The 18,243-nt window shown below is 62.5% G+C and carries 17 protein-coding genes and 1 riboswitch; all 17 genes read left to right on the top strand.

The window, feature by feature from the left end; translation table 11 throughout:
• Nucleotides 1-2,059, top strand: a 2,059-nt coding sequence (locus AC1DX6_RS27355) for an Ig-like domain-containing protein (RefSeq protein WP_477319138.1), incomplete at its 5' end; no start/stop codon positions are given.
• Nucleotides 2,060-2,119: 60 nt separating this feature from the next.
• Nucleotides 2,120-2,491 carry a hypothetical protein gene (locus AC1DX6_RS27350; protein WP_477319136.1) on the top strand — a complete coding sequence of 124 codons (372 nt, stop codon included), beginning with the start codon at nt 2,120-2,122 and terminating at the stop codon, nt 2,489-2,491.
• Between the two features lie 51 nt (nt 2,492-2,542).
• A complete protein-coding gene (locus AC1DX6_RS27345) occupies nt 2,543-3,274 on the top strand; it encodes a lytic transglycosylase domain-containing protein (RefSeq protein ID WP_477319152.1) in 732 nt (243 codons plus the stop codon).
• A 102-nt stretch (nt 3,275-3,376) separates the two neighbouring features.
• The gene (locus tag AC1DX6_RS27340; RefSeq protein WP_477319134.1) at nt 3,377-4,576 is read left to right on the top strand and encodes an ABC transporter substrate-binding protein; all 1,200 of its coding nucleotides are present in this window, start codon (nt 3,377-3,379) and stop codon (nt 4,574-4,576) included.
• 33 nt (nt 4,577-4,609) lie between these two features.
• Nucleotides 4,610-5,317 carry a thermonuclease family protein gene (locus tag AC1DX6_RS27335; RefSeq protein ID WP_477319132.1) on the top strand — a complete coding sequence of 236 codons (708 nt, stop codon included), beginning with the start codon at nt 4,610-4,612 and terminating at the stop codon, nt 5,315-5,317.
• Nucleotides 5,318-5,589: 272 nt separating this feature from the next.
• Complete coding sequence (locus AC1DX6_RS27330) at nt 5,590-6,342, top strand: GGDEF domain-containing protein (protein WP_477319130.1); 753 nt, start codon at nt 5,590-5,592, stop codon at nt 6,340-6,342.
• A 502-nt stretch (nt 6,343-6,844) separates the two neighbouring features.
• A riboswitch (guanidine-I (ykkC/yxkD leader) is annotated at nt 6,845-6,960 on the top strand.
• Between the two features lie 100 nt (nt 6,961-7,060).
• Entirely contained in the window at nt 7,061-8,125 is a 1,065-nt protein-coding gene (locus AC1DX6_RS27325; protein WP_477319128.1) for a putative urea ABC transporter substrate-binding protein, read from the top strand.
• Nucleotides 8,126-8,157: 32 nt separating this feature from the next.
• Entirely contained in the window at nt 8,158-9,042 is an 885-nt protein-coding gene (locus tag AC1DX6_RS27320) for an ABC transporter permease (RefSeq protein WP_477319126.1), read from the top strand.
• Entirely contained in the window at nt 9,039-9,848 is an 810-nt protein-coding gene (locus AC1DX6_RS27315) for an ATP-binding cassette domain-containing protein (protein ID WP_477319124.1), read from the top strand. Before AC1DX6_RS27320 ends, AC1DX6_RS27315 begins: the two co-directional genes overlap by 4 nt.
• An 11-nt stretch (nt 9,849-9,859) precedes the next feature.
• Nucleotides 9,860-11,068: an agmatinase family protein gene (locus AC1DX6_RS27310; protein ID WP_477319122.1), complete on the top strand. Its 1,209-nt coding sequence runs from the start codon at nt 9,860-9,862 to the stop codon at nt 11,066-11,068.
• A gap of 2 nt (nt 11,069-11,070) precedes the next feature.
• Nucleotides 11,071-11,604: a hypothetical protein gene (locus AC1DX6_RS27305; RefSeq protein ID WP_477319120.1), complete on the top strand. Its 534-nt coding sequence runs from the start codon at nt 11,071-11,073 to the stop codon at nt 11,602-11,604.
• Between the two features lie 47 nt (nt 11,605-11,651).
• Complete coding sequence (locus tag AC1DX6_RS27300) at nt 11,652-12,317, top strand: HupE/UreJ family protein (protein ID WP_477319118.1); 666 nt, start codon at nt 11,652-11,654, stop codon at nt 12,315-12,317.
• A gap of 199 nt (nt 12,318-12,516) precedes the next feature.
• Entirely contained in the window at nt 12,517-13,287 is a 771-nt protein-coding gene (locus AC1DX6_RS27295; protein ID WP_477319116.1) for an SDR family oxidoreductase, read from the top strand.
• Between the two features lie 197 nt (nt 13,288-13,484).
• The gene (locus AC1DX6_RS27290; RefSeq protein ID WP_477319114.1) at nt 13,485-14,588 is read left to right on the top strand and encodes a glycosyltransferase family 4 protein; all 1,104 of its coding nucleotides are present in this window, start codon (nt 13,485-13,487) and stop codon (nt 14,586-14,588) included.
• A gap of 150 nt (nt 14,589-14,738) precedes the next feature.
• Entirely contained in the window at nt 14,739-15,470 is a 732-nt protein-coding gene (locus tag AC1DX6_RS27285; protein WP_477319112.1) for a DeoR family transcriptional regulator, read from the top strand.
• A 134-nt stretch (nt 15,471-15,604) separates the two neighbouring features.
• Nucleotides 15,605-17,188 (top strand): sugar ABC transporter ATP-binding protein, encoded by a 1,584-nt coding sequence (locus AC1DX6_RS27280; RefSeq protein ID WP_477319150.1) that lies wholly within the window; start codon nt 15,605-15,607, stop codon nt 17,186-17,188.
• A complete protein-coding gene (locus tag AC1DX6_RS27275) occupies nt 17,185-18,180 on the top strand; it encodes an ABC transporter permease (protein WP_477319110.1) in 996 nt (331 codons plus the stop codon). Before AC1DX6_RS27280 ends, AC1DX6_RS27275 begins: the two co-directional genes overlap by 4 nt.
• Nucleotides 18,181-18,243: the final 63 nt, after the last annotated feature.

Genomic DNA, 18,243 nt, shown 5'->3' with positions numbered 1-18,243 from the left:
CCACGCCTTCATCACCAACGGCGTATTCACCGCCAGCTCCTTCACCACCGCGCTCGGCAATACGCTGAACGTGACCGGCTACAATCCCGCAACCGGCACCGTCAGCTACTCCTACACGCTGCTCGACAATGAGGCCCATGCCACCGGCCTAGCCACCAACAGCCTGTTCGAGAACCTTGCCGTCTCGCTCACCGACCAGGACGGCCAGAACGCCACGGGCACCCTGTCCGTCAACATCGTCGACGACGTGCCGACGGCAGTCGCCGACATCGGCAATGTCAACGAGGGCGCTTTGCTCACCGTGTTGGCAGCGGCGGGCGTGCTCGTCAACGACGTCGCCGGCGCCGACGGGGCCACGATCGATGGCGTACGGGCGGCCGGCGGCAACACCACGACAGCGGCATCGGGCGGTGTCAACACCGATATTGCCGGCCTCCACGGCACGCTGCATCTCAACGCCGACGGCTCCTACACCTACCAGTCGACGGCCCACAGCATCAACGCGAACACGACAGACGTGTTCGTCTACACCATCAAGGACGGTGACGGCGACCTGTCGACGACGACGCTGACCATCAACCTGACCGACATCAATGACGCACCGGTTGTCGCGAACACCCAGAACTGGATGTCGAGCGACCCGGCGCAGCAGACGCTCAGCACGCCCAGCTATCCGAACGGATATCCGCTGCTGGTCTCGATCCCGACAGACGCGGACGGCGATAACCTCATCGTCACGGCGACAGGAACGATCCCGACCGGGACGTTCTACTTCAACGGTGTGACCTATGTCGCCCTGACCGCCGGAACCGTCCTCTACAATCCGTCCGGCGGCATCAACTTGCTGGACGACCTCGTCTATCGGCCGACCGCATCGCAAACTGACACGGTCAACAACAACCTGTCGCTGGACGTCTATGACGGCCACACCCACGTCGCGCAGACGGTCGGCATCCATGAAGTGCCACCGAACAGCCTGCCTAGCGACACGTCACAGATCGGCAATGGCAGCAGCCCGCTTACGTCGGGCAACGATCAGGTCACGACGCTTGCCCTGTCGGCAGCGACAGTGAACGCGATCCTGGCCGATCCACATAGCGCGACGGTGGTGGTTTATACCGACTTCCAGCAACAGCCGAATACGGTACCTATTCCGGTCGGCGAACGAGACCCCGGAACCTTCAACGACGGCAGCGCCGGATCTCATCGCGAACAGGAGGTTCAGGTTGAAATCAGAATCGGCACCAATCACTTCGCTGTCGTCGAAGACGATCTGACCGCTGGAACATTCGAACAGACCTGGTTCTACGATGCGGCCACGGGCCAGATGAAGGCGACAGTAGACTACGATCATATCTTCCTTCTGGACGCCGGCGGCAATGCCACTGCCACCACACTTGCCAGCTACCTGATCGCGCATCCGCCGACAGCCGGTGACACCTGGACCCTGTCCTACTTCGACAACGACGGTGGAAACTGGCAGGCCCGCAACGTCAACTTCTCGTTCTTCTCGCATGATCCGGGCGACCCCGGCATTGTGGTGAATGGCGATGCGACGCTGGCCGACCAGATCTACGGAACGTCCGGCATCGACAATCTCAACGGCAATGGCGGCAACGACGTCATCATCGGCCGGGGCGGCAACGACTTCATCAGCGGCGGAGCCGGCAACGACCTCATCAGCGGTGGCGACGGCAACGACGTTCTGATCGGGGGTCTCGGCCAGGACACCATGACCGGTGGAGCGGGAGCCGACACGTTCAAGCTCGACGGCCTGGACATCAAGGACCTCATTGTCGACTACAGCGGTGTCGGCGGGCATGGCGACAAGATCGACCTGACGGCCTTGTTCGACACCGCACCGGGCGGCGCCAATGTCGGCGATTTCGTCAACTACGATGCGGCCACGGGCACGCTCAGCGTCGACGCCAACGGCACCACCGGCGGCGCCAATTTCGTCGACGTCGCGACGCTGCAGAACCTGCCTGCGGCCAACACGATCACGCTTCTCTACGACGATGGCGTAACCCAGCATACAACCACGGCAAACTTGGTTTAACGGCATGGCGCGTGGCCACGCGATCATGTTATACACTGCTAATACCTAGGGGAGCTCATCATGAAACGTTCTGCAAGACTGCTGGTTTCCGCTGCGACGCTGTTGCTGGCAGTCGGGTCGACGGGTTATGCCGCCGACATCATCGAAGGTCCGACGGCCGACTATTGCCGCACGGTCGGCACGTCCAACCTGGTGCTGACCGACAACATCGTCGACCTCAAGGCCCAGGTGGTGAAGCTGATGGACGAGTCGGTCGCCGCCGCCAACAGCTCGGAATGGATCAATTCGTCCCGCCCTGTCTTCGTCTGGGCATCGGAAGCCAAGGTCGCCTGCGGCATGGCTTACGGCTACCTGAAGACAAACTACAAGGACGAAGATACCCTCAACAAATGCGAGTGTTTTCACGATCGCATGGTCGAGTACATGCACTGACCGGAAGGGCGAAGACGCGCCGGTTGGCTGACAATGATAGCCGACGGACCAGTGTTGAGCGCGATCGCTGGAGCGATCGCGTTGGTCGGCTTTAGCCAAATTGCCACCCAAGCCCACGCCAACTGGTTGGAACGACCGTTGGCCAGCAGATACCATCAGTCTCCGCCAGTTCGCTGTCTTGCAGCCCAGGAATGGACGCGGGATACGTTCAAGGCGTTTGCGAGCTGTCAGGCATCGATCTACGGCCTGGAGCCGGTGCTGGCGCATGCGGTGATGGAGATAGAAAGCGGGTTCGATCCCGATGTGCACGGCGCCGACGGCGAAGTCGGCCTGATGCAGGTGATGCCGGCAACGGCGCGAATGCTTGGCTTCCGAGGCTCGCTTGATGAACTCGGCCTGCCCGCAACCAACATAGCGCTCGGCGTAAGATACCTTGCGCAGGCAAACAGAATTGCCGCCGGCGACCTGTGCACGACGGTCATGAAGTATCGCGCCGGGCACAATGAAAACAGGTTCTCTGCACTTTCGGTCCGCTACTGCCGGCGTGCGCGCGCGATCCTAGCCAGGGAAGGCTTCGAGGTGACGGGGCCTTTGCCGGTGGCAACATTCGGCTTTTCCGCATTTTCGGCTGGAGAAGACGACGGTGCCTCTGTGCAGGAAAAGCGGGTTTGCGTGCGCCGAGTGTTCGTTCCCGGGCCGCGATACATGAAATGCGCCGACTATCGAAGTGCAGGGCAAGCGAGCCGGATCAAGGCGCTCAGAGGCCGGCTCTTCGACGGCTAAACCATGATCCAGGAATTACAAGACGGCGATGCAAGTCCGCCGTAATGTGAGTTGAAGATCAGACCGGGAAGAACACCCGGCGGCATATAGGGTGGAGCATTCATGGAAGCTGGCCGACAGGTCCGTTGTCTGCGGACAGGGGCGATCGCATTTGCACTCGCTGTACTAATGTCGGGTTGCCAGTCGAAAGGCAGCGTTTCCGATGCTCTTGATCCGGCTGCGATTGCCGCGCCAGGAGCGCAAGCTGGCGGCGCTGTGGCCGGTCCGGCCCAGGCGACCCAGTCACTCGGCACCGGCTCGACCAAGATCACGATGCTGCTGCCTTTATCCGCACCTGGAACCGTGGGGGAAAACGGCAGGAAGATGCTCGATGGCGCCAAGCTCGCTATGGCGGATCTTGGCAACGGATTGCTCACGCTGACGGTCGAGGACACAAAGGGCGACAGCGCGCACGCCAGCGAAATGGCGGTGAAGGCGATCACCACCGAGTCGAAAGTCGTCATCGGCCCGGTTGAACTGCCGTCAGCCCAGCATGTTGCCAAACTGTCGGGATCAACGCGGCCACCGGTGTTGGCGCTGGCCGACAATTTCGCCGGCGGTCCCGGCGTCTATGCCGTGCGCCTCAGCGAAGCCGACAGCGCGGCAGCTGGCGCCGCGGGCCTGGCGGCGAAAGGCAGCAAGAAGTTCGTGCTGCTTGTCGCGGCCGGCGCCGACGCCAGCGCGGTAGAAAAGCGGGTCGCCAACAGCCTCAGCATCTATGGTGCGACGCTGGCGGTCACCATCCCCTATTCGGCCGGCGATGGCGGCACTAAGGCGGTGACCGACATGGGCTCCCTCGTGGACACTCCCGACGCCGTCATCCTCGCCAGCGGAGACGACAGCCCCTCGCAAGTCCTTGCCGCCCTGAAGTCGAAGGGTATCCCGGGAAAGGCAATTGCTGTCGTGGGAACAAACCGCTGGCTGGAGCGCCCGATGGACCCGCTGTTTGAAGGGGCTTATATCGCCACGCTCGATCCGAGCGAAACCGGGCCTATCGCCGACCGCTTCAAGGCCACCTATAATTACCAGGCAGACGTCAACGTCGCCTATGCCTATGATATGGTTGCCCTGACTGCAGGGATTGCCAGCGCGGTCGGACCTAATGGCTTCAGCAAGCAGGTTCTCGAAAATCCGAACGGGTTTCGCGGATCGACAGGTTTGTTCCGCTTTCGCCCAGATGGGTCCAGCCAACGATCGATGCCGTTCTATCAGGTTCAAAAGGGTGCTCTCAAACAGGTTGCGAAATCGACGTCGAGCTTCTGAGCGGGAAGAAGCCTCGGGAACCTGCTCGAGCTGATGGCCAGGCTGGGCCGCAACCACCTGGCGATCACGCTCGGCGGCCTCGAGCTTCTAGCCGGGGTCTTCCTGATCATTCAGGCCGCAGCGTGGCTTTCGGTCGATCGACCAGTTCTTGTGCCGTCCCTGGATATTGGCGGCGAGCCGGCAACCCGACCGGTCGCGGCCGTGCCCGACGCGCGACGGCGAGAACCGGCACGCAAGATTGCGCAGGACCTGATCGCTCCACCACCACTTGATCCCTCGGAAATCGTGCGGATCGAGCCTCGTCCGCCGCTCAGCGAACTCAGTCTCGCTGTACCTCCGAAAACGCCAATGCCGAACGATTGGCGCGAGATCCTGCTCTACCGTCCGATTGCCACGTCGTCCGCGATCTTCGAATCCATGGGTCGAAAGGTGGTCATCAGCGGGGTCCAGAGCGTCGATCCGGACCAGATCTGCTCACTTAACGATGTCGCCTCCTGGCCATGCGGTCAGCGTGCACGCGCAGCTTTCAATTCCTGGCTGCGCGGCCGAGCGCTTAAATGCTTCGTGCCGCCGGAAATCGATCGTTTTACCATTGCCGCACCGTGCAAGCTGGGCAAGCAGGATGTCGGCGCCTGGCTTGTTTCCAACGGCTGGGCGACCGCCTTGCCGAGCGGCATCTACGGCAAGGCCGAGGCGACGGCCAGGCACGCGGAGATGGGCATATTCGGCCCGCCACGATAGTCGGCTCGCCTTTTTTTAACCTCCATGCAACCATCACCGGACGAAGCTGGAGCAACATCAGCCGGACAAGGGAACCGCGCGGGGTTGTTCAGGTGACGCTGACGATCTTGTTAACCGTCAGGGCGTAATTTTCTTCTGGACAATTTAAGCTCGCCTTGCGGCCAGTTGGGGTCAGAGGTTATTCAGCCCAATTCATCAAATTTTATTGTTTCTTCAGGCTAAAATTGTAACTTGCCGGCCTTATACCAGCCTATCTGACAGGAGATCGGCTAGTGACAAAAGAGATGGCGAACACCTCCCCCCAGGCATGGAAAGGCGTCGCATGGCTGACCTTTCTCGGAACCGCGGGAATTCTGGGGTTTTCTCTTGTCCTCAACTATCTGCTGTTGTTCGCTGAAGGGCTGACGCCATTTGGCCGCAGCATGATCACGGCAATCCTGTTGCCAGTCGTCGTTGGTGTCCCGCTTTTTCTATTCATTGGTTTGAAGCAGATTGAGAGCCGTCGTTATCGACAAGAACTCAACAAGTCGGCAACCTTTGACAGCCTGACAGGCTGCTTGAACGGGGCGGCCTTCACGTCGATGGTTGAAAGGCGAGCAACAAGACCGTCAGCGCCGGGTCCAAGATCGGGTGCCTTCCTGGTCATCCACCCCGAGCATATCAGGTCCATCAATCTGCGCTTTGGTCTCGGATGGGGAGACGAAGCCTTGCGGTTGATAGCGGTGACGATCCAATCGTCGGTGCGCAAGGAAGATCTGGTCGGTCGCATCGGAACTGCCATGTTCGGCGTGTTTCTCCCCGGCGCGACAGAAGCCGACGCCAAGGAAATCGGCGAGCGTATCCGAACCCGCGTGGCGCAAGTCTATTTCGCGCCAAAAGGAACCGAGGATGCCCTGGCTATCAGCGTTGGCGGCGTGGTGTTTGAAAGCGAGCTGCAGTTCGAAGACATGTTCCGATCAGCGGAATCGCTGCTATCCGGCGTCGACCTCGAAACTGGATTTCAATTGTCGCACCTTCACAACTAGCGCCGAAACGATCGCGACGAAATCTCCTCCGGTGACAAAGGGTGCGGCCGGCCGGCTCGTGTCCGCACCGCTGGCGCAACATTCTTTGTAGCAATATTTGCTGAAAGCCTTGGATCGCTTGGCTTGCGGCCGAAAATCGAATCCCGCTCTCTCCGCCAGTTCCGCGATCACGGAATATGAACTGGCCCGACCTCTGCTAGCTTGTTCCTGCAGCGGACTTGATTTCCGCTTGGCCGGCGCTTCGGGAAACCCCAATCCCACCCCCCGCCCCCTGCGGCGCCGGCTATCTTCTTCCTCCTGCCCGGGGAAACGCCTTGGCGCTCTCTCCGAACTCGCCGGGGTGCCAAGCGGCCGCGCGTGCGCCCTGCCCATCCGGCTGCCTAATCTGGCGGCGCAGCGATGATTTTTGCGCCACCGGATGATGCGACTGCCTTCAAATCCAGGCGAAAACAGCCGCAGCGCGGCATTTCCGGACTGGCACGCCCCTTGCTTCGTTGCTGATGTGCAGAGCGTCTAGGGTTCCGGCCGTGTCGATCACGGCGCTGGTCCAAGAGACGCGACCGCCAGGGGTGCATTGAAGCATCCGGCGGAACACGGCGGGCCAAAATCCCGGGAGAACCCTGCACGGGTTTGCTGGCGCGAACCTCTCCCGGATGCGCGCTCCGTGAACCCCCAACAGACGTCCGGACGCAATCCGGATCGCAAACAGGGGTACGCAATGCTTCGCAAGCTGGCCGCAATCATCCTCGCCGCGTCACTCAGCCTTCCCTTCCTCGCAGCCGCGCAAGCGGCGCCCAAGAAGGACTTCAAGATCTGCTGGTCGATCTATGTCGGCTGGATGCCCTGGGGCTATCTCTCCGACAGCGGCATCATGAAGAAGTGGGCCGACAAATACGGCATCAATGTCGAGATCACCCGCATCAACGACTATGTCGAAAGCATCAATCAATACACTGCCGGCGGCTTTGACGGCTGCTCGATGACCAATATGGACGCGCTGTCGATCCCGGCCGGCGGCGGCGTCGATACGACCGCCTTGATCGTTGGCGACTTCTCCAACGGCAACGACGCCGTCATCCTCAAGGACAAGGACACCCTCAAGGACATTGCCGGCCAGAAGGTCAACCTCGTCGAGCTCTCGGTCTCGCACTATCTGCTGGCGCGCGCGCTGGACACGGTCGGGCTCGCCGAGAAGGACATCACGGTGGTCAACACCTCCGACGCCGACATGGTCGCTGCCTACGGCACCAGCGACGTCACCTCCGTCGTCACCTGGAATCCGCTGGTCTCCGAAATCGCCGCCATTCCGGGCGCCCACAAAGTGTTCGATTCGACGCAGATTCCCGGCGAGATCATCGACATGATGGTCGTCAACACCGCGACGCTGAAGGACAATCCGGCCTTGGGCAAGGCGCTGGTTGGCGCCTGGTACGAAGCGATGGCGTTGATGACTTCGGGCACGCCCGAAGGCAAGGCCGCCAAGGAAGAAATGGCCAAGGCATCGGGCACGGACCTCGCCGGCTTCGACGCCCAGCTTGCATCGACGGCGATGTTCTTCGAGCCGGCCAAGGCGGTCGCATTCACCAACGGCGCCGAGCTGCCGAAGACCATGGATCTGGTCCGCAATTTCCTGTTCAGCCACGGCATCCTCGGCGCCAATGCGCCGAGCGTCGACGTGATCGGCATGAGCTTCCCCGACGGCTCGACGCTGGGCGACGCCAAGAACGTCAAATTGCGTTTCGATCCGGCCTACATGGCCCTGGCGGCGGCTGGAACGCTGTAGGGCGCGACATGCTGGCCAGAGGAACCGGCACCATGAACGCTGTGCCCGAGTCGGGGGCTGAAGTCGCGCCCCCGCCCCGGCGCAGGCCGAGGGTGCGGCTTCGCCTCATCAACGCGACGGTCTCGCGCGGCGGAGCCTTGCTGCTTGGGGCCCTGCCGTTTGCCGCCGTGGCGATCGCCTATCTCTTGGCTTCGGCGCAAAGACTGGCCGTCAATCCCAGCGACAAGCTGCTGCCCTCCCCGGCACAGATGTGGTCGGCCTTTTTCGACCTGGCGACGGTGCCAGACAAGCGTTCCGGCGGCCTGATTCTCTGGGCCGACACGTTTGCCAGTCTGATCAGGCTGTTCGCAGGCGTCGGTGTAGCCACGCTGACAGCACTTTGCCTTGGCATCGCCATCGGCTTCATCCCGCGCGTCAGGGCCTTTCTGCTGCCCTTTGTCACCGTCGTCTGCGTCATCCCGCCATTGGCGCTGCTGCCGATCCTGTTCATCGCACTCGGCCTCGGCGAAACCGCCAAGATCACCTTGATCGCCGTCGGCGTCGCACCGGTCATGGTGCGCGACATCGCCAACCGGGTGATGGAATTGCCGCCCGAACTCGTCGCCAAGGCGCAGACGCTCGGCGGCAACAGCTGGACCATGGTGCTCCGGCTGGTGCTGCCGCAAGTCATGCCGCGCCTCATCACCTGCGTGCGGCTGGCACTCGGACCGGCCTGGCTGTTCCTGATCGCGGCCGAAGCCATCGCCTCCACCGAGGGACTGGGCTACCGCATCTTCCTCGTTCGCCGCTATCTGTCGATGGATGTGATCCTGCCTTACGTCGCCTGGATCACTTTGCTTGCCGTCATCACCGACTGGCTGCTGGTGCGGCTTTCGCACCTCATCTCCCCCTGGGCTCATCCGGTGCAAAACAGATGAGCCGCATCGTCGTCCATGGGCTGGAGAAGAGCTACGGCGATGCCCGCGTGCTGGAGCGCGTCAATCTCACCGCGGAGGCCGGCGAGTTCCTGTCGCTGGTCGGCGCCAGCGGCTGCGGAAAATCGACCTTCCTGCGCATCCTGCTCGGCCAGGAACAGCAGAGCAGCGGTGTGGTCGTCGTCGGCGACCGGCCGATCGTACCGGAACCGACGCCGCAACGCGGCATCGTCTTCCAGCGCTATTCGGTGTTTCCACATCTGACTGCCCTGCAGAACCTGCTGCTGGTCGAGGACTTTCGCTCTGGCGGGTCGTTCGGCCGCGTCTTCGGCGCCAGGCGCAAAAGCGTCAGGCAACAGGCCGAAACCATGCTGGAACGCGTCGGCCTCGCCCATGCGCGCGATCTCTATCCGGCCTCACTCTCGGGCGGCATGCAGCAGCGGCTGGCGATCGCCCAGACCTTGCTCGGCAGACCGCAGATCCTGCTTCTCGACGAGCCGTTCGGCGCGCTCGATCCCGGCATTCGCGTCGAGATGCACGAACTGCTGACCGAGCTGTGGAGCGAGCACAGCATGACCGTCGTCATGGTCACCCACGATATCGGCGAGGCCTTCAAGCTCGGCACCCGCGTGCTGGTCTTCGACAAGGTGCGCCACGACCCCCAGTTCCCGTCCGCCTATGGCGCGACGATCACCTACGATCTGAAGCTCGACCGCAAGAACCGGGCTTCCGCACGAGACGTGGCCAAAGTGGCCGCGATGGTCGGGACGACCCGACTGGATAGCGCAATTGCGACGACGGCGTCGTGAAGGAGGTTTTCATGCACACAGACAGTCCAGAACGCCGGCATCGCCGCGCCGGGCTCATCGACCGCCAGCCACGCCAGCGGTTCCATCATCCGAACTTCGAAATCCGCGACATGCAGGGCTGGAAGTCGATCGAGGCGGAAGGAAAGCTGCCCGAGGACGGCTGGCGCAAGGAACAGAAATGGGCTCTGGACATGGGTCTGCCGGGATCGGATTCGATCATCGACAAGTCGATCCCGACATTCGCACGCGGCGAGCTGCCGCATTTCGCCGGCATCAACACCTTCCTCAAGGCGCCCTATGTCGAGAATGTCCGCGATGTCGGCAGATATGACGCCGCTGTCATGGGCATTCCTTTCGACAGCGGCACCACCTACCGGCCCGGAACCCGCTTCGGACCGCAAGGCATGCGCCGCATCTCGGCGCTCTACACGCCATACAATTATGAGCTCGGTGTCGACCTGCGCGAGCAGATGACGCTGTGCGACGCCGGCGACGTCTTCACCATTCCCGCCAATCTCGAAAAGAGCTTCGACCAGATAACCAAGGGCGTCAGCCATGTCGCCTCGTCCGGCGCGCTGCCGATCATGCTGGGCGGCGACCATTCGATCGGATTTCCGTGCGTGCGCGGCATTGCCGACGTGACCTCCAAGCGCATCGGCATCATCCATTTCGACCGCCATATCGACATCCAGGAAAAGGATCTCGACGAGCGCATGCACACCACGCCCTGGTACTGGGCGACCAACCTGCCGAACGTCTCGGCGACCAATCTGGTGCAGCTCGGCATCGGCGGCTGGCAGGTGCCCCGCTACGGCGTCGCCGAGGCGAGGAAGCGCGGCACCAACGTGCTGACGATTTCCGACATCGAACAGATGGGGCTGGAGAAGGCGGCAGAGATCGCGCTCGAACTCGCGTGGAAGGACACTGACGCGGTCTACATCTCCTTTGACGTCGACAGCATCGATTGCGGTTTCGTGCCCGGCACGGGCTGGCCAGAGCCAGGCGGCTTCCTGCCGCGCGAAGCGCTGAAGCTGCTCGGGCTCGTTTCGGCACCCGGCATCTGCGGGCTGGAAGTGGTCGAGGTGTCGCCGCCCTACGACACGTCGGACATCACGGCGCTGTTTGGCGTGCGGGTGGTCGTCGAGGCGCTCGGCTCGATGGTCGCCCACGGCAATCTCGGCAAGCACAAATCCATCATCGACAAGCCGACGAGTTTTTGACCATGCATGAGGATCATCATCACCACGACCATGGGGACGGCCACCACCATGGACCGAATGGTCACCATCATCATCCGCACCCGGTCGGCCACAACGGGCCGGCCGGCAAGCCGTTGCAATGGCAGACGCCGCACCTGCCGCACGACCACGCGCCCGAACCCGCCGACCCCAGGACGGTGGATCTCGACCTCGTCGAGATCGCCTTTCTCGAAGCATTTTCGCGGGCGCCGGATCCGTCCAGTTTCCTGCGCCTCGCCGGGATTCCCTTTGTCGGCGAAACCGCCGACGGCTCACGGCTGCATCTTCTGCGCGTCGAGACGCAGGACATGGTCGATGTCGGCGGCGTCATGCCGCTGATCGGCGGCGCCGGCGTGACCTATCATCCGCTGCCCGCGAAACTGACGTCGCGACGGCGGCGCCTGGCCTTCGTCTACCACGACGGCACCGGGCAAAGACCTCTTGATTTCAGCCAGGCGCGACGTCTTGCCGACCGATCCGGGGCCGCGCAATTCGCCATGCCGGGATCCGGACAATGAGCCCCAGCTTCCAACCAATCACACCCCTTTCAAACAGGTCCAGAACGATGAAACCAACGCTTTCGATCCTCGCCAGGCCCGCCCGGGCAGCCTTCTCCAGGTTTGCCCGGTCAGCCTTCTCCAGGCTTGCCCGGGCAGCCTTCTCCAGGCTTGCCCCAGCCGTCGCCGCAGTCCTCACCCCATCCCTGGCTTTCGCCCATAGCGGTGGCTTCCATGTCCACGGCTTTGCGAGCGGCTTTGAACACCCGATGGCCGGCATCGACCATCTGCTTGCCATGGTGGCTGTCGGCATCATCGCCGCCCGGACCGGCGGCAAAGCCATCGTCGTCGTGCCGTCATGTTTTGTCGTGGCGATGATCAGCGGCACCCTGCTCGGCATCGCCGGGATCGGCTTGCCGTCGCTGGAGTCCGGCATCGCTCTGTCGCTGGTGGTGTTTGGCGCCATGATGGCGCTCGCCAGACCCTTGCCTCTGGCCGCCGCCGCGTCGCTGGCCACCCTCTTCGGGCTCTTCCACGGCAATGCCCACGGCCTCGAAATTCCCGAGACGGCCAGCGGCATCGCCTACGCGGTTGGCTTCGTGGCCGCCACTTCGGCCCTGCACGCGACCGGCGCGCTGGCCGCTCTGACGCTTCGGCGCTGGCCAGGCGCCATCCGCACGGCAGGCGTCGGCACCTCATTGGTCGGCGTGGCGCTGGCGGCGCAGATCATCTGAACGGCCGATGACATCAGCGAGCAACGGGAGGGGAAGGCATGATCAAGCGACTGACCGTTTGGCAGCGCATTCGAAACATGCTGTACCAGATCCTGAAGATCCGGGCTGAGCGGCTCTGATCGCATTCGACAGAGGTCAAACCCGCGACCGGGTTCATACCGGTCGCGGGCATCTCTGTGCATAGTGAGGCTCGCCGGGCATGAGCATTTTCGACAGATTTTCCCTTGCTGGACGCGTGGCGCTGATCACCGGAGGCGGCCGTGGGCTCGGCTTCGAGATCGCACGTGCCTTTGCCGAGGCCGGCGCCCATGTGGTTGTCAGCGGACGCACCGCCGCGACGCTCGACAGTGCCGTCGCCGCCCTCGCCAAGGGCGGCGGCAGCGCGCAGGCAGCGACCTTCGACATGGCCGACATGCAGGCAGGCCGCGCCGTGATCGCGGATATCCGCAAGACCTGCGGCCGGCTCGATATTCTCGTCAACAATGTCGGCGCTCGTGACAGGCGGCCACTCGCCGCCTTCGGCGACGACGAGATCCTTGACCTGATCCGGACCGATCTCCTGTCGGCGATCTCGCTGTCGCGCGATGCGGCGGAAATCATGAAGGCGCAAGGTCATGGCCGGCTGATCGCGGTAACCTCGATCTCCGGCGAGATGGCGCGGTCCGGCGATGCCATCTATCCCGCCGCCAAGCAGGGGTTGACCGGCCTGATGCGCAGCATGGCCGTCGAGTATGGCGCGCACGGGGTGACGAGCAACGCCATTGCGCCGGGGATGTTCGCAACCGAGACCAACGCAGCACTTGCCGAAAATCCCGATATGCTCGCCTTCGCCCGCCAGCGGGTCCCGCTACAGCGTTGGGGACAGCCGCAGGAAATTGCCGGCGCCGCCCTCTTCCTTGCCAGTGACGCGGCTTCCTTCGTCAACGGCCATGTTCTGACCGTGGACGGCGGAATGTCGGTGCAGATGTGACCATAGCGGCCGCGAAAACGCGCCCGATTCTCTGCACAATGCGCCGATATGCCCTCACGGCAAGTTGATTAAATTCTTTTTCAGCCACGCAGGTTATGATCCCATAGGTTGTTGCCAAACGCATGCGCAACCGCTTATGTGCTCGGCCGCGAACATGTTGTTTTGGCTGGTTTAAATCGTGGGACTGAAAGCCTCAGATGCGCCTCGGCATGGCCATTAGCAATTTGTCGACTTATGGCGGGCTGCAGCGGGATTGCATTTCGGTCGCCAGACACCTTATCGCGGCTGGCCATGACGTCACGATTTTGACGACGGAAATCCGCGGAACGGCGGCAGATCCAGGCTGTAACGTTCATGTCGTCAAAAGCCATGTGCCGACCAATCCCGGTCGCGATATTGCGCTTGGCAAGACGCTGCTGTCTCGCCGTCGGGAGTTCGACCGGATCGTCGGTTTCAACAGATTACCGGACCTGGACATCTACTACTCGGGCGATCGCTCCTATGCCGCGGTAAAGACGGGATTCTGGCGCCCTTTCTCGCCCCGCTATCGCGCCCAGATGCAGTTGGAGCAGGCCTGCTTCGAGCCCCGGAGCCGGACGAGCCTGATCATGCTGACTGCGCATCAGCAAAATGAATATCAGCGTGTCTGGGATACGCCCGACAGCCGATTCCGCCGCATCTCCCCCAATCTTGACTCAGCCCGACGGCTGCCTGGCCTGCGCACCGATGGGACGCGTCAGCGTTTGCGGTCCGAACTGGGTATCCCGGAAGAGGCGCCCGTCTGGCTGTCGATCGGATCGTCCGCCTGGGTGAAAGGTTTCGATCGCGTTGCGACAGCTCTGGCAGCCCATCCGGAAACAGTCTGGCTTGTCTGCGGAATCGTCCCGAACAGTGACATGGCTCGTTGGCTGCAGGCAAAGGTTGCGGCCCGCAATCGGCCGCGCGTCATATTTGCAGGCATCCGCAGCGATGTGCCCGAAGTGATGGCGGCAGCCGATATCCTGCTTCATCCGGCGCGAATTGAAACCGCGGGAACAGTTATTCTGGAGGCACTCGCCAACGGGCTGCCGGTGATTGTCAGCGAGACATGCGGCTTCGCCGCTTTTGTCGAACAGGCGAACGCTGGCGTGGTGCTGAAAGGAACATACCTGCACTGTGATCTGATGGACGCGCTTGCTGTTGCGCAGTCGGCGGGCCAGCTGGCCGCATGGTCGGCAGCCGGGGCGCGCTTCGGGGCAAACCCGACCCTGTCCAACGGCCATTCGGAGACAGCCAGGCTTTTTGCCGGGGACCTCTGGTAGCCAAAGCGTGTCGCAGATGTTGTCACGACCCGCCAAAGGACGCTTAAGCCGCCGCATCGGCCTGCGGTGTTGATAAGATTTGACAATCACTTGCGCAGCAATAACATCTCTTGTTAAATTTATCACAGATTTCAAACAAGAGCCAAAGACATGACCGCACGCAAGGCCCAGAGGACGGTGAGGTTGATCAACGCGTTGTCGGAACGTCGTGTCATCCATCTGAGCGAGGCATCCGTGCTGCTCGGCGTGTCGGAAATGACGGTTCGCCGGGATGTCGCCGAAAACCCGGAGCATTTTGCCTATCTGGGTGGGCATATCATGTCGGCCGCGCAGATCGAAGCCGACATTCCTTATCAACTGGCGACCGCTGCCGACAGCCATGCGGCGGCCAAGCGCGACGCCTGCCTGCACGCCGTGCAGAAGATCCGCCCGGACGAGACCATCTTCATCGACTGCGGCACCACACTGGTCCACCTCATCGATCTCATCCCGGAAAATTATCAAATAACCGCAATATGTTATGCCATGAACGTCGCCGAACGTCTGGCCCGCAAGGCCAATGTGACGATCATCATGCTCGGCGGCGTCTACCACCCTGCATCGGCATCGTTTTCTGGAACCCACGACTTCGACATCCTCACCAGCGTCGGCATCAACGTCGCGTTCCTCTCGGCCGCCGGTGTCGACGACAAACGCGGCGCCACCTGCGAGCATTTTCATGAGGCGGTGGTGAAGCAAAAGGTGATGGCTTTGGCGCGCGAGAACTATCTTGTCGTCGACTCGAGCAAGCTTGGCAAACTGAAGCGCGCCTTCTTCGCTCCTGTCGCGCGGTTCGATGCCGTCATCACCGAGCACGGTGAGACGAAGCTGCACGAGGCCTGACCTCTGACGCAAATTTCCGCGTTTGACTTTTCGATGATCTGATGGAAAAGTCACAAAAAAAGTAACAGAAATTGCAAGAAGTTGCCGGCCGATGCGAAGAACGCACCGGTCAACAGGGAGGCAATGCGGGCGTGATGATCGAACACGGTTCGATTTCACCGGTTTCGGGAACACCCTTGCTGCGCGTCGAGGGCGTCAGCAAGAGGTTCGGCGGCGTGCAGGCGCTGCGCGGTGTGAACCTCGAGATATTGCCAGGCGAAGTGCATGCCCTGCTCGGTGAAAATGGCGCCGGCAAATCGACGCTGATCAAGATCCTCAGTGGCGTGCATATGCATGACGGCGGAGCGATCGAGATCGATGGCCAGCCAGTATCGTTCGGGTCACCGTCGCAGTCGCGCCAGGCCGGCGTGGCCGTCGTCTACCAGGATTTGAGCCTGGTCGAGTCGCTGTCGGTCGCCGCCAATCTGATGCTCGGGCGCGAACCACGCAACCGGCTCGGATTTCTGAAGAAGCGGCAGTTGATGGAGACGGCCACAAGCTTCCTTCGCGAGCACAAGATCCCGCTCGACCCGCGCGCGACCGTCGGCTCGCTGCCGTTTGCCTATCGCCAGATGACCGAGATCAGCAAGGCGCTGATGGGCGACGTGCGGCTGCTGGTTCTGGACGAACCCACCTCGGCGTTGACCGATGACGAGGAGCGCATCCTGTTCGACGCGATCCGCGCGGTCACCGCCCGCGGCGTCGGCGTGATCTACGTCACCCATCGCCTCAACGAGGTCTTTCGCATCTCGCAGCGCGTGACGGTGTTTCGTGACGGGCTCAACGCTGGGACGTTCGTCACGGCGCAAACCGATATGCGGCAGCTAGTCGGCGCAATTGTCGGCCCCGAGCATGCGGTTCTCCAGGCGGAAGCGGGAGCGACGGACGCCGGCTCGGTCGACGCGCGGCAGGGGTCACCGTTGCAGGGCAAGACACCCGTGCTTGCGCTGTCCGCGGTCAGCAACGACCGGCTCGACCGCGTCCATCTCGATCTGCATGCGGGCGAGATCCATGGCCTGGCCGGCCTGATCGGCAGTGGCCGCACCGAGATCCTGCAGACCATCTTTGGACTGCGGCCGATTCTGCAGGGCGACGTGACGCTCGACGGCATCTCGCTGAAGAACGGGGATACCGCGCAAGCCATCCGCCGCGGCATGGCGCTGGTGCCGGAGGACCGCCATGTCCAGGGGCTGGTTCTCGAGCATTCCATCGAGCGCAACCTCACCCTGCCGCGACTGCCGGATTTTTCGCGCTGGGGCTGGCTGCAGCATCGCGCGTCGGTCGAGCAGGCCGACGGCGCCATGCGCAAGCTCAAGGTGAAGGCGCCGAACGCTTCGACCACCGTCAGGAACCTGTCGGGCGGCAACCAGCAGAAAGTCGTCTTCGGAAAATGGAACGAGCCGCGCCCGCGGGTGCTGCTGCTCGACGAACCGACGGTCGGCGTCGATGTCGGCGCACGCGAGGAGATTTACTGGGTCATCCGCACCGCGGCCAGGGCCGGAACCGGCGTGCTGCTGGTTTCGTCGGACCTGGCCGAACTGCTGCTGCTTTGCGACCGCGTCTCGATCGTTGTCGACGGCAGCATCATCAAGACGATTGCGCGCGCCGATCTCGGCAGCGCGGAGGATCTGCACCACATGGTCCAGCTCTTGCAGTCTTCGGGAGAAAGGGCGGCATGACCGACAGCGAACTGGCCTCTCAGGCGAAACCCGCATCGGCTCAGTCCGCCGGCGGACGCTCGATCCTGCAGCATCTCGTCCAGGGCGAGCGGCCCTACATGCTCTATCTCGCCTTCCTGGTCATGCTCATCGTCTTCAGCCTGGCATCGCCCTGGTTCCTGTCGATCGACAATTTCCTCAACATCGGCCGCCAGACGACACTGGTGTCGATCATCGCCGTCGGCATGACCTTCGTCATCATCTCCAGGCAGATCGACCTGTCGGTCGCCTCGACGCTGGCGCTGTCGGGCATGAGTGCAGCCCTTGCCATGTCGTTCGTCTACAACAGCTGGATCGTCGGCGCCGTGGCCGGGCTTGGCACCGGCGCCCTCATCGGCCTGATCAACGGCGTGCTGACGATGCAGCTCGCCATTCCGTCCTTCCTGGTCACGCTTGGCACGCTGAGCGCCGCGCGTGGCCTGGCGCTGATGGTGACCAACACCAAGCCGGTCATCATCACCAACGAGAATTACTTTGCCATCTTCGGCGAGGGTTCGCTGCTCGGCATTCCGGCGCCGATCATCTGGACGCTGGCGGTGACCGTGGCGGGCATCCTGCTGCTGCACTACAGCGTCTATGGCCGCAGGATCTACGCCGCCGGCGGTAACCCGACGGCGGCCCTCTATTCAGGCATCCATATCAAGCAGGTCACGACGCTGGCCTTCGTGCTGACGGGCACGCTTGCCGGCCTTGCATCGCTGGTGCTTTCGGCGCGCTCGCATGCGGCGCGGCCCGACGTTGTCCAGGGCATGGAACTCGATGTCATCGCCTCGGTGATCCTTGGCGGCTGCAGCCTGTTTGGCGGGCGCGGCTTTGTGTTGGGCACACTGCTCGGCAGCCTGATCATCGGCACGCTCAACAACGGGCTGGTTTTGTTGGGCGTCAGCTCATCGCTTCAGCTTGTCATCAAGGGAGCCATCATCGTCGCCGCCGTTGCCTTCACCAAGAGGTAGACCGCCGCGATCCGGGAACGCAAATGCCTCACCCAATCATGGGGAGAGGAGACGACCAACGGA

This window comes from Mesorhizobium sp. P2_C4 (genome assembly GCF_056404575.1).
The sequence above is the reverse complement of the archived record's forward strand: the minus strand, read 5'-3'. Positions and strand labels throughout refer to the sequence as shown.

Bases quoted from the DNA above. Each gene is read 5' to 3' on its own strand.
- AC1DX6_RS27290 (WP_477319114.1), top strand. From the start codon at position 13,485: ATGCGCCTCGGCATGGCCATTAGCAATTTGTCGACTTATGGCGGGCTG.
- AC1DX6_RS27350 (WP_477319136.1), top strand. From the start codon at position 2,120: ATGAAACGTTCTGCAAGACTGCTGGTTTCCGCTGCGACGCTGTTGCTG.
- AC1DX6_RS27315 (WP_477319124.1), top strand. From the start codon at position 9,039: ATGAGCCGCATCGTCGTCCATGGGCTGGAGAAGAGCTACGGCGATGCC.
- AC1DX6_RS27280 (WP_477319150.1), top strand. From the start codon at position 15,605: ATGATCGAACACGGTTCGATTTCACCGGTTTCGGGAACACCCTTGCTG.
- AC1DX6_RS27295 (WP_477319116.1), top strand. From the start codon at position 12,517: ATGAGCATTTTCGACAGATTTTCCCTTGCTGGACGCGTGGCGCTGATC.
- AC1DX6_RS27300 (WP_477319118.1), top strand. From the start codon at position 11,652: ATGAAACCAACGCTTTCGATCCTCGCCAGGCCCGCCCGGGCAGCCTTC.
- AC1DX6_RS27285 (WP_477319112.1), top strand. From the start codon at position 14,739: ATGACCGCACGCAAGGCCCAGAGGACGGTGAGGTTGATCAACGCGTTG.
- AC1DX6_RS27320 (WP_477319126.1), top strand. From the start codon at position 8,158: ATGAACGCTGTGCCCGAGTCGGGGGCTGAAGTCGCGCCCCCGCCCCGG.
- AC1DX6_RS27335 (WP_477319132.1), top strand. From the start codon at position 4,610: ATGGCCAGGCTGGGCCGCAACCACCTGGCGATCACGCTCGGCGGCCTC.
- AC1DX6_RS27305 (WP_477319120.1), top strand. From the start codon at position 11,071: ATGCATGAGGATCATCATCACCACGACCATGGGGACGGCCACCACCAT.
- AC1DX6_RS27340 (WP_477319134.1), top strand. From the start codon at position 3,377: ATGGAAGCTGGCCGACAGGTCCGTTGTCTGCGGACAGGGGCGATCGCA.
- AC1DX6_RS27325 (WP_477319128.1), top strand. From the start codon at position 7,061: ATGCTTCGCAAGCTGGCCGCAATCATCCTCGCCGCGTCACTCAGCCTT.
- AC1DX6_RS27310 (WP_477319122.1), top strand. From the start codon at position 9,860: ATGCACACAGACAGTCCAGAACGCCGGCATCGCCGCGCCGGGCTCATC.
- AC1DX6_RS27275 (WP_477319110.1), top strand. From the start codon at position 17,185: ATGACCGACAGCGAACTGGCCTCTCAGGCGAAACCCGCATCGGCTCAG.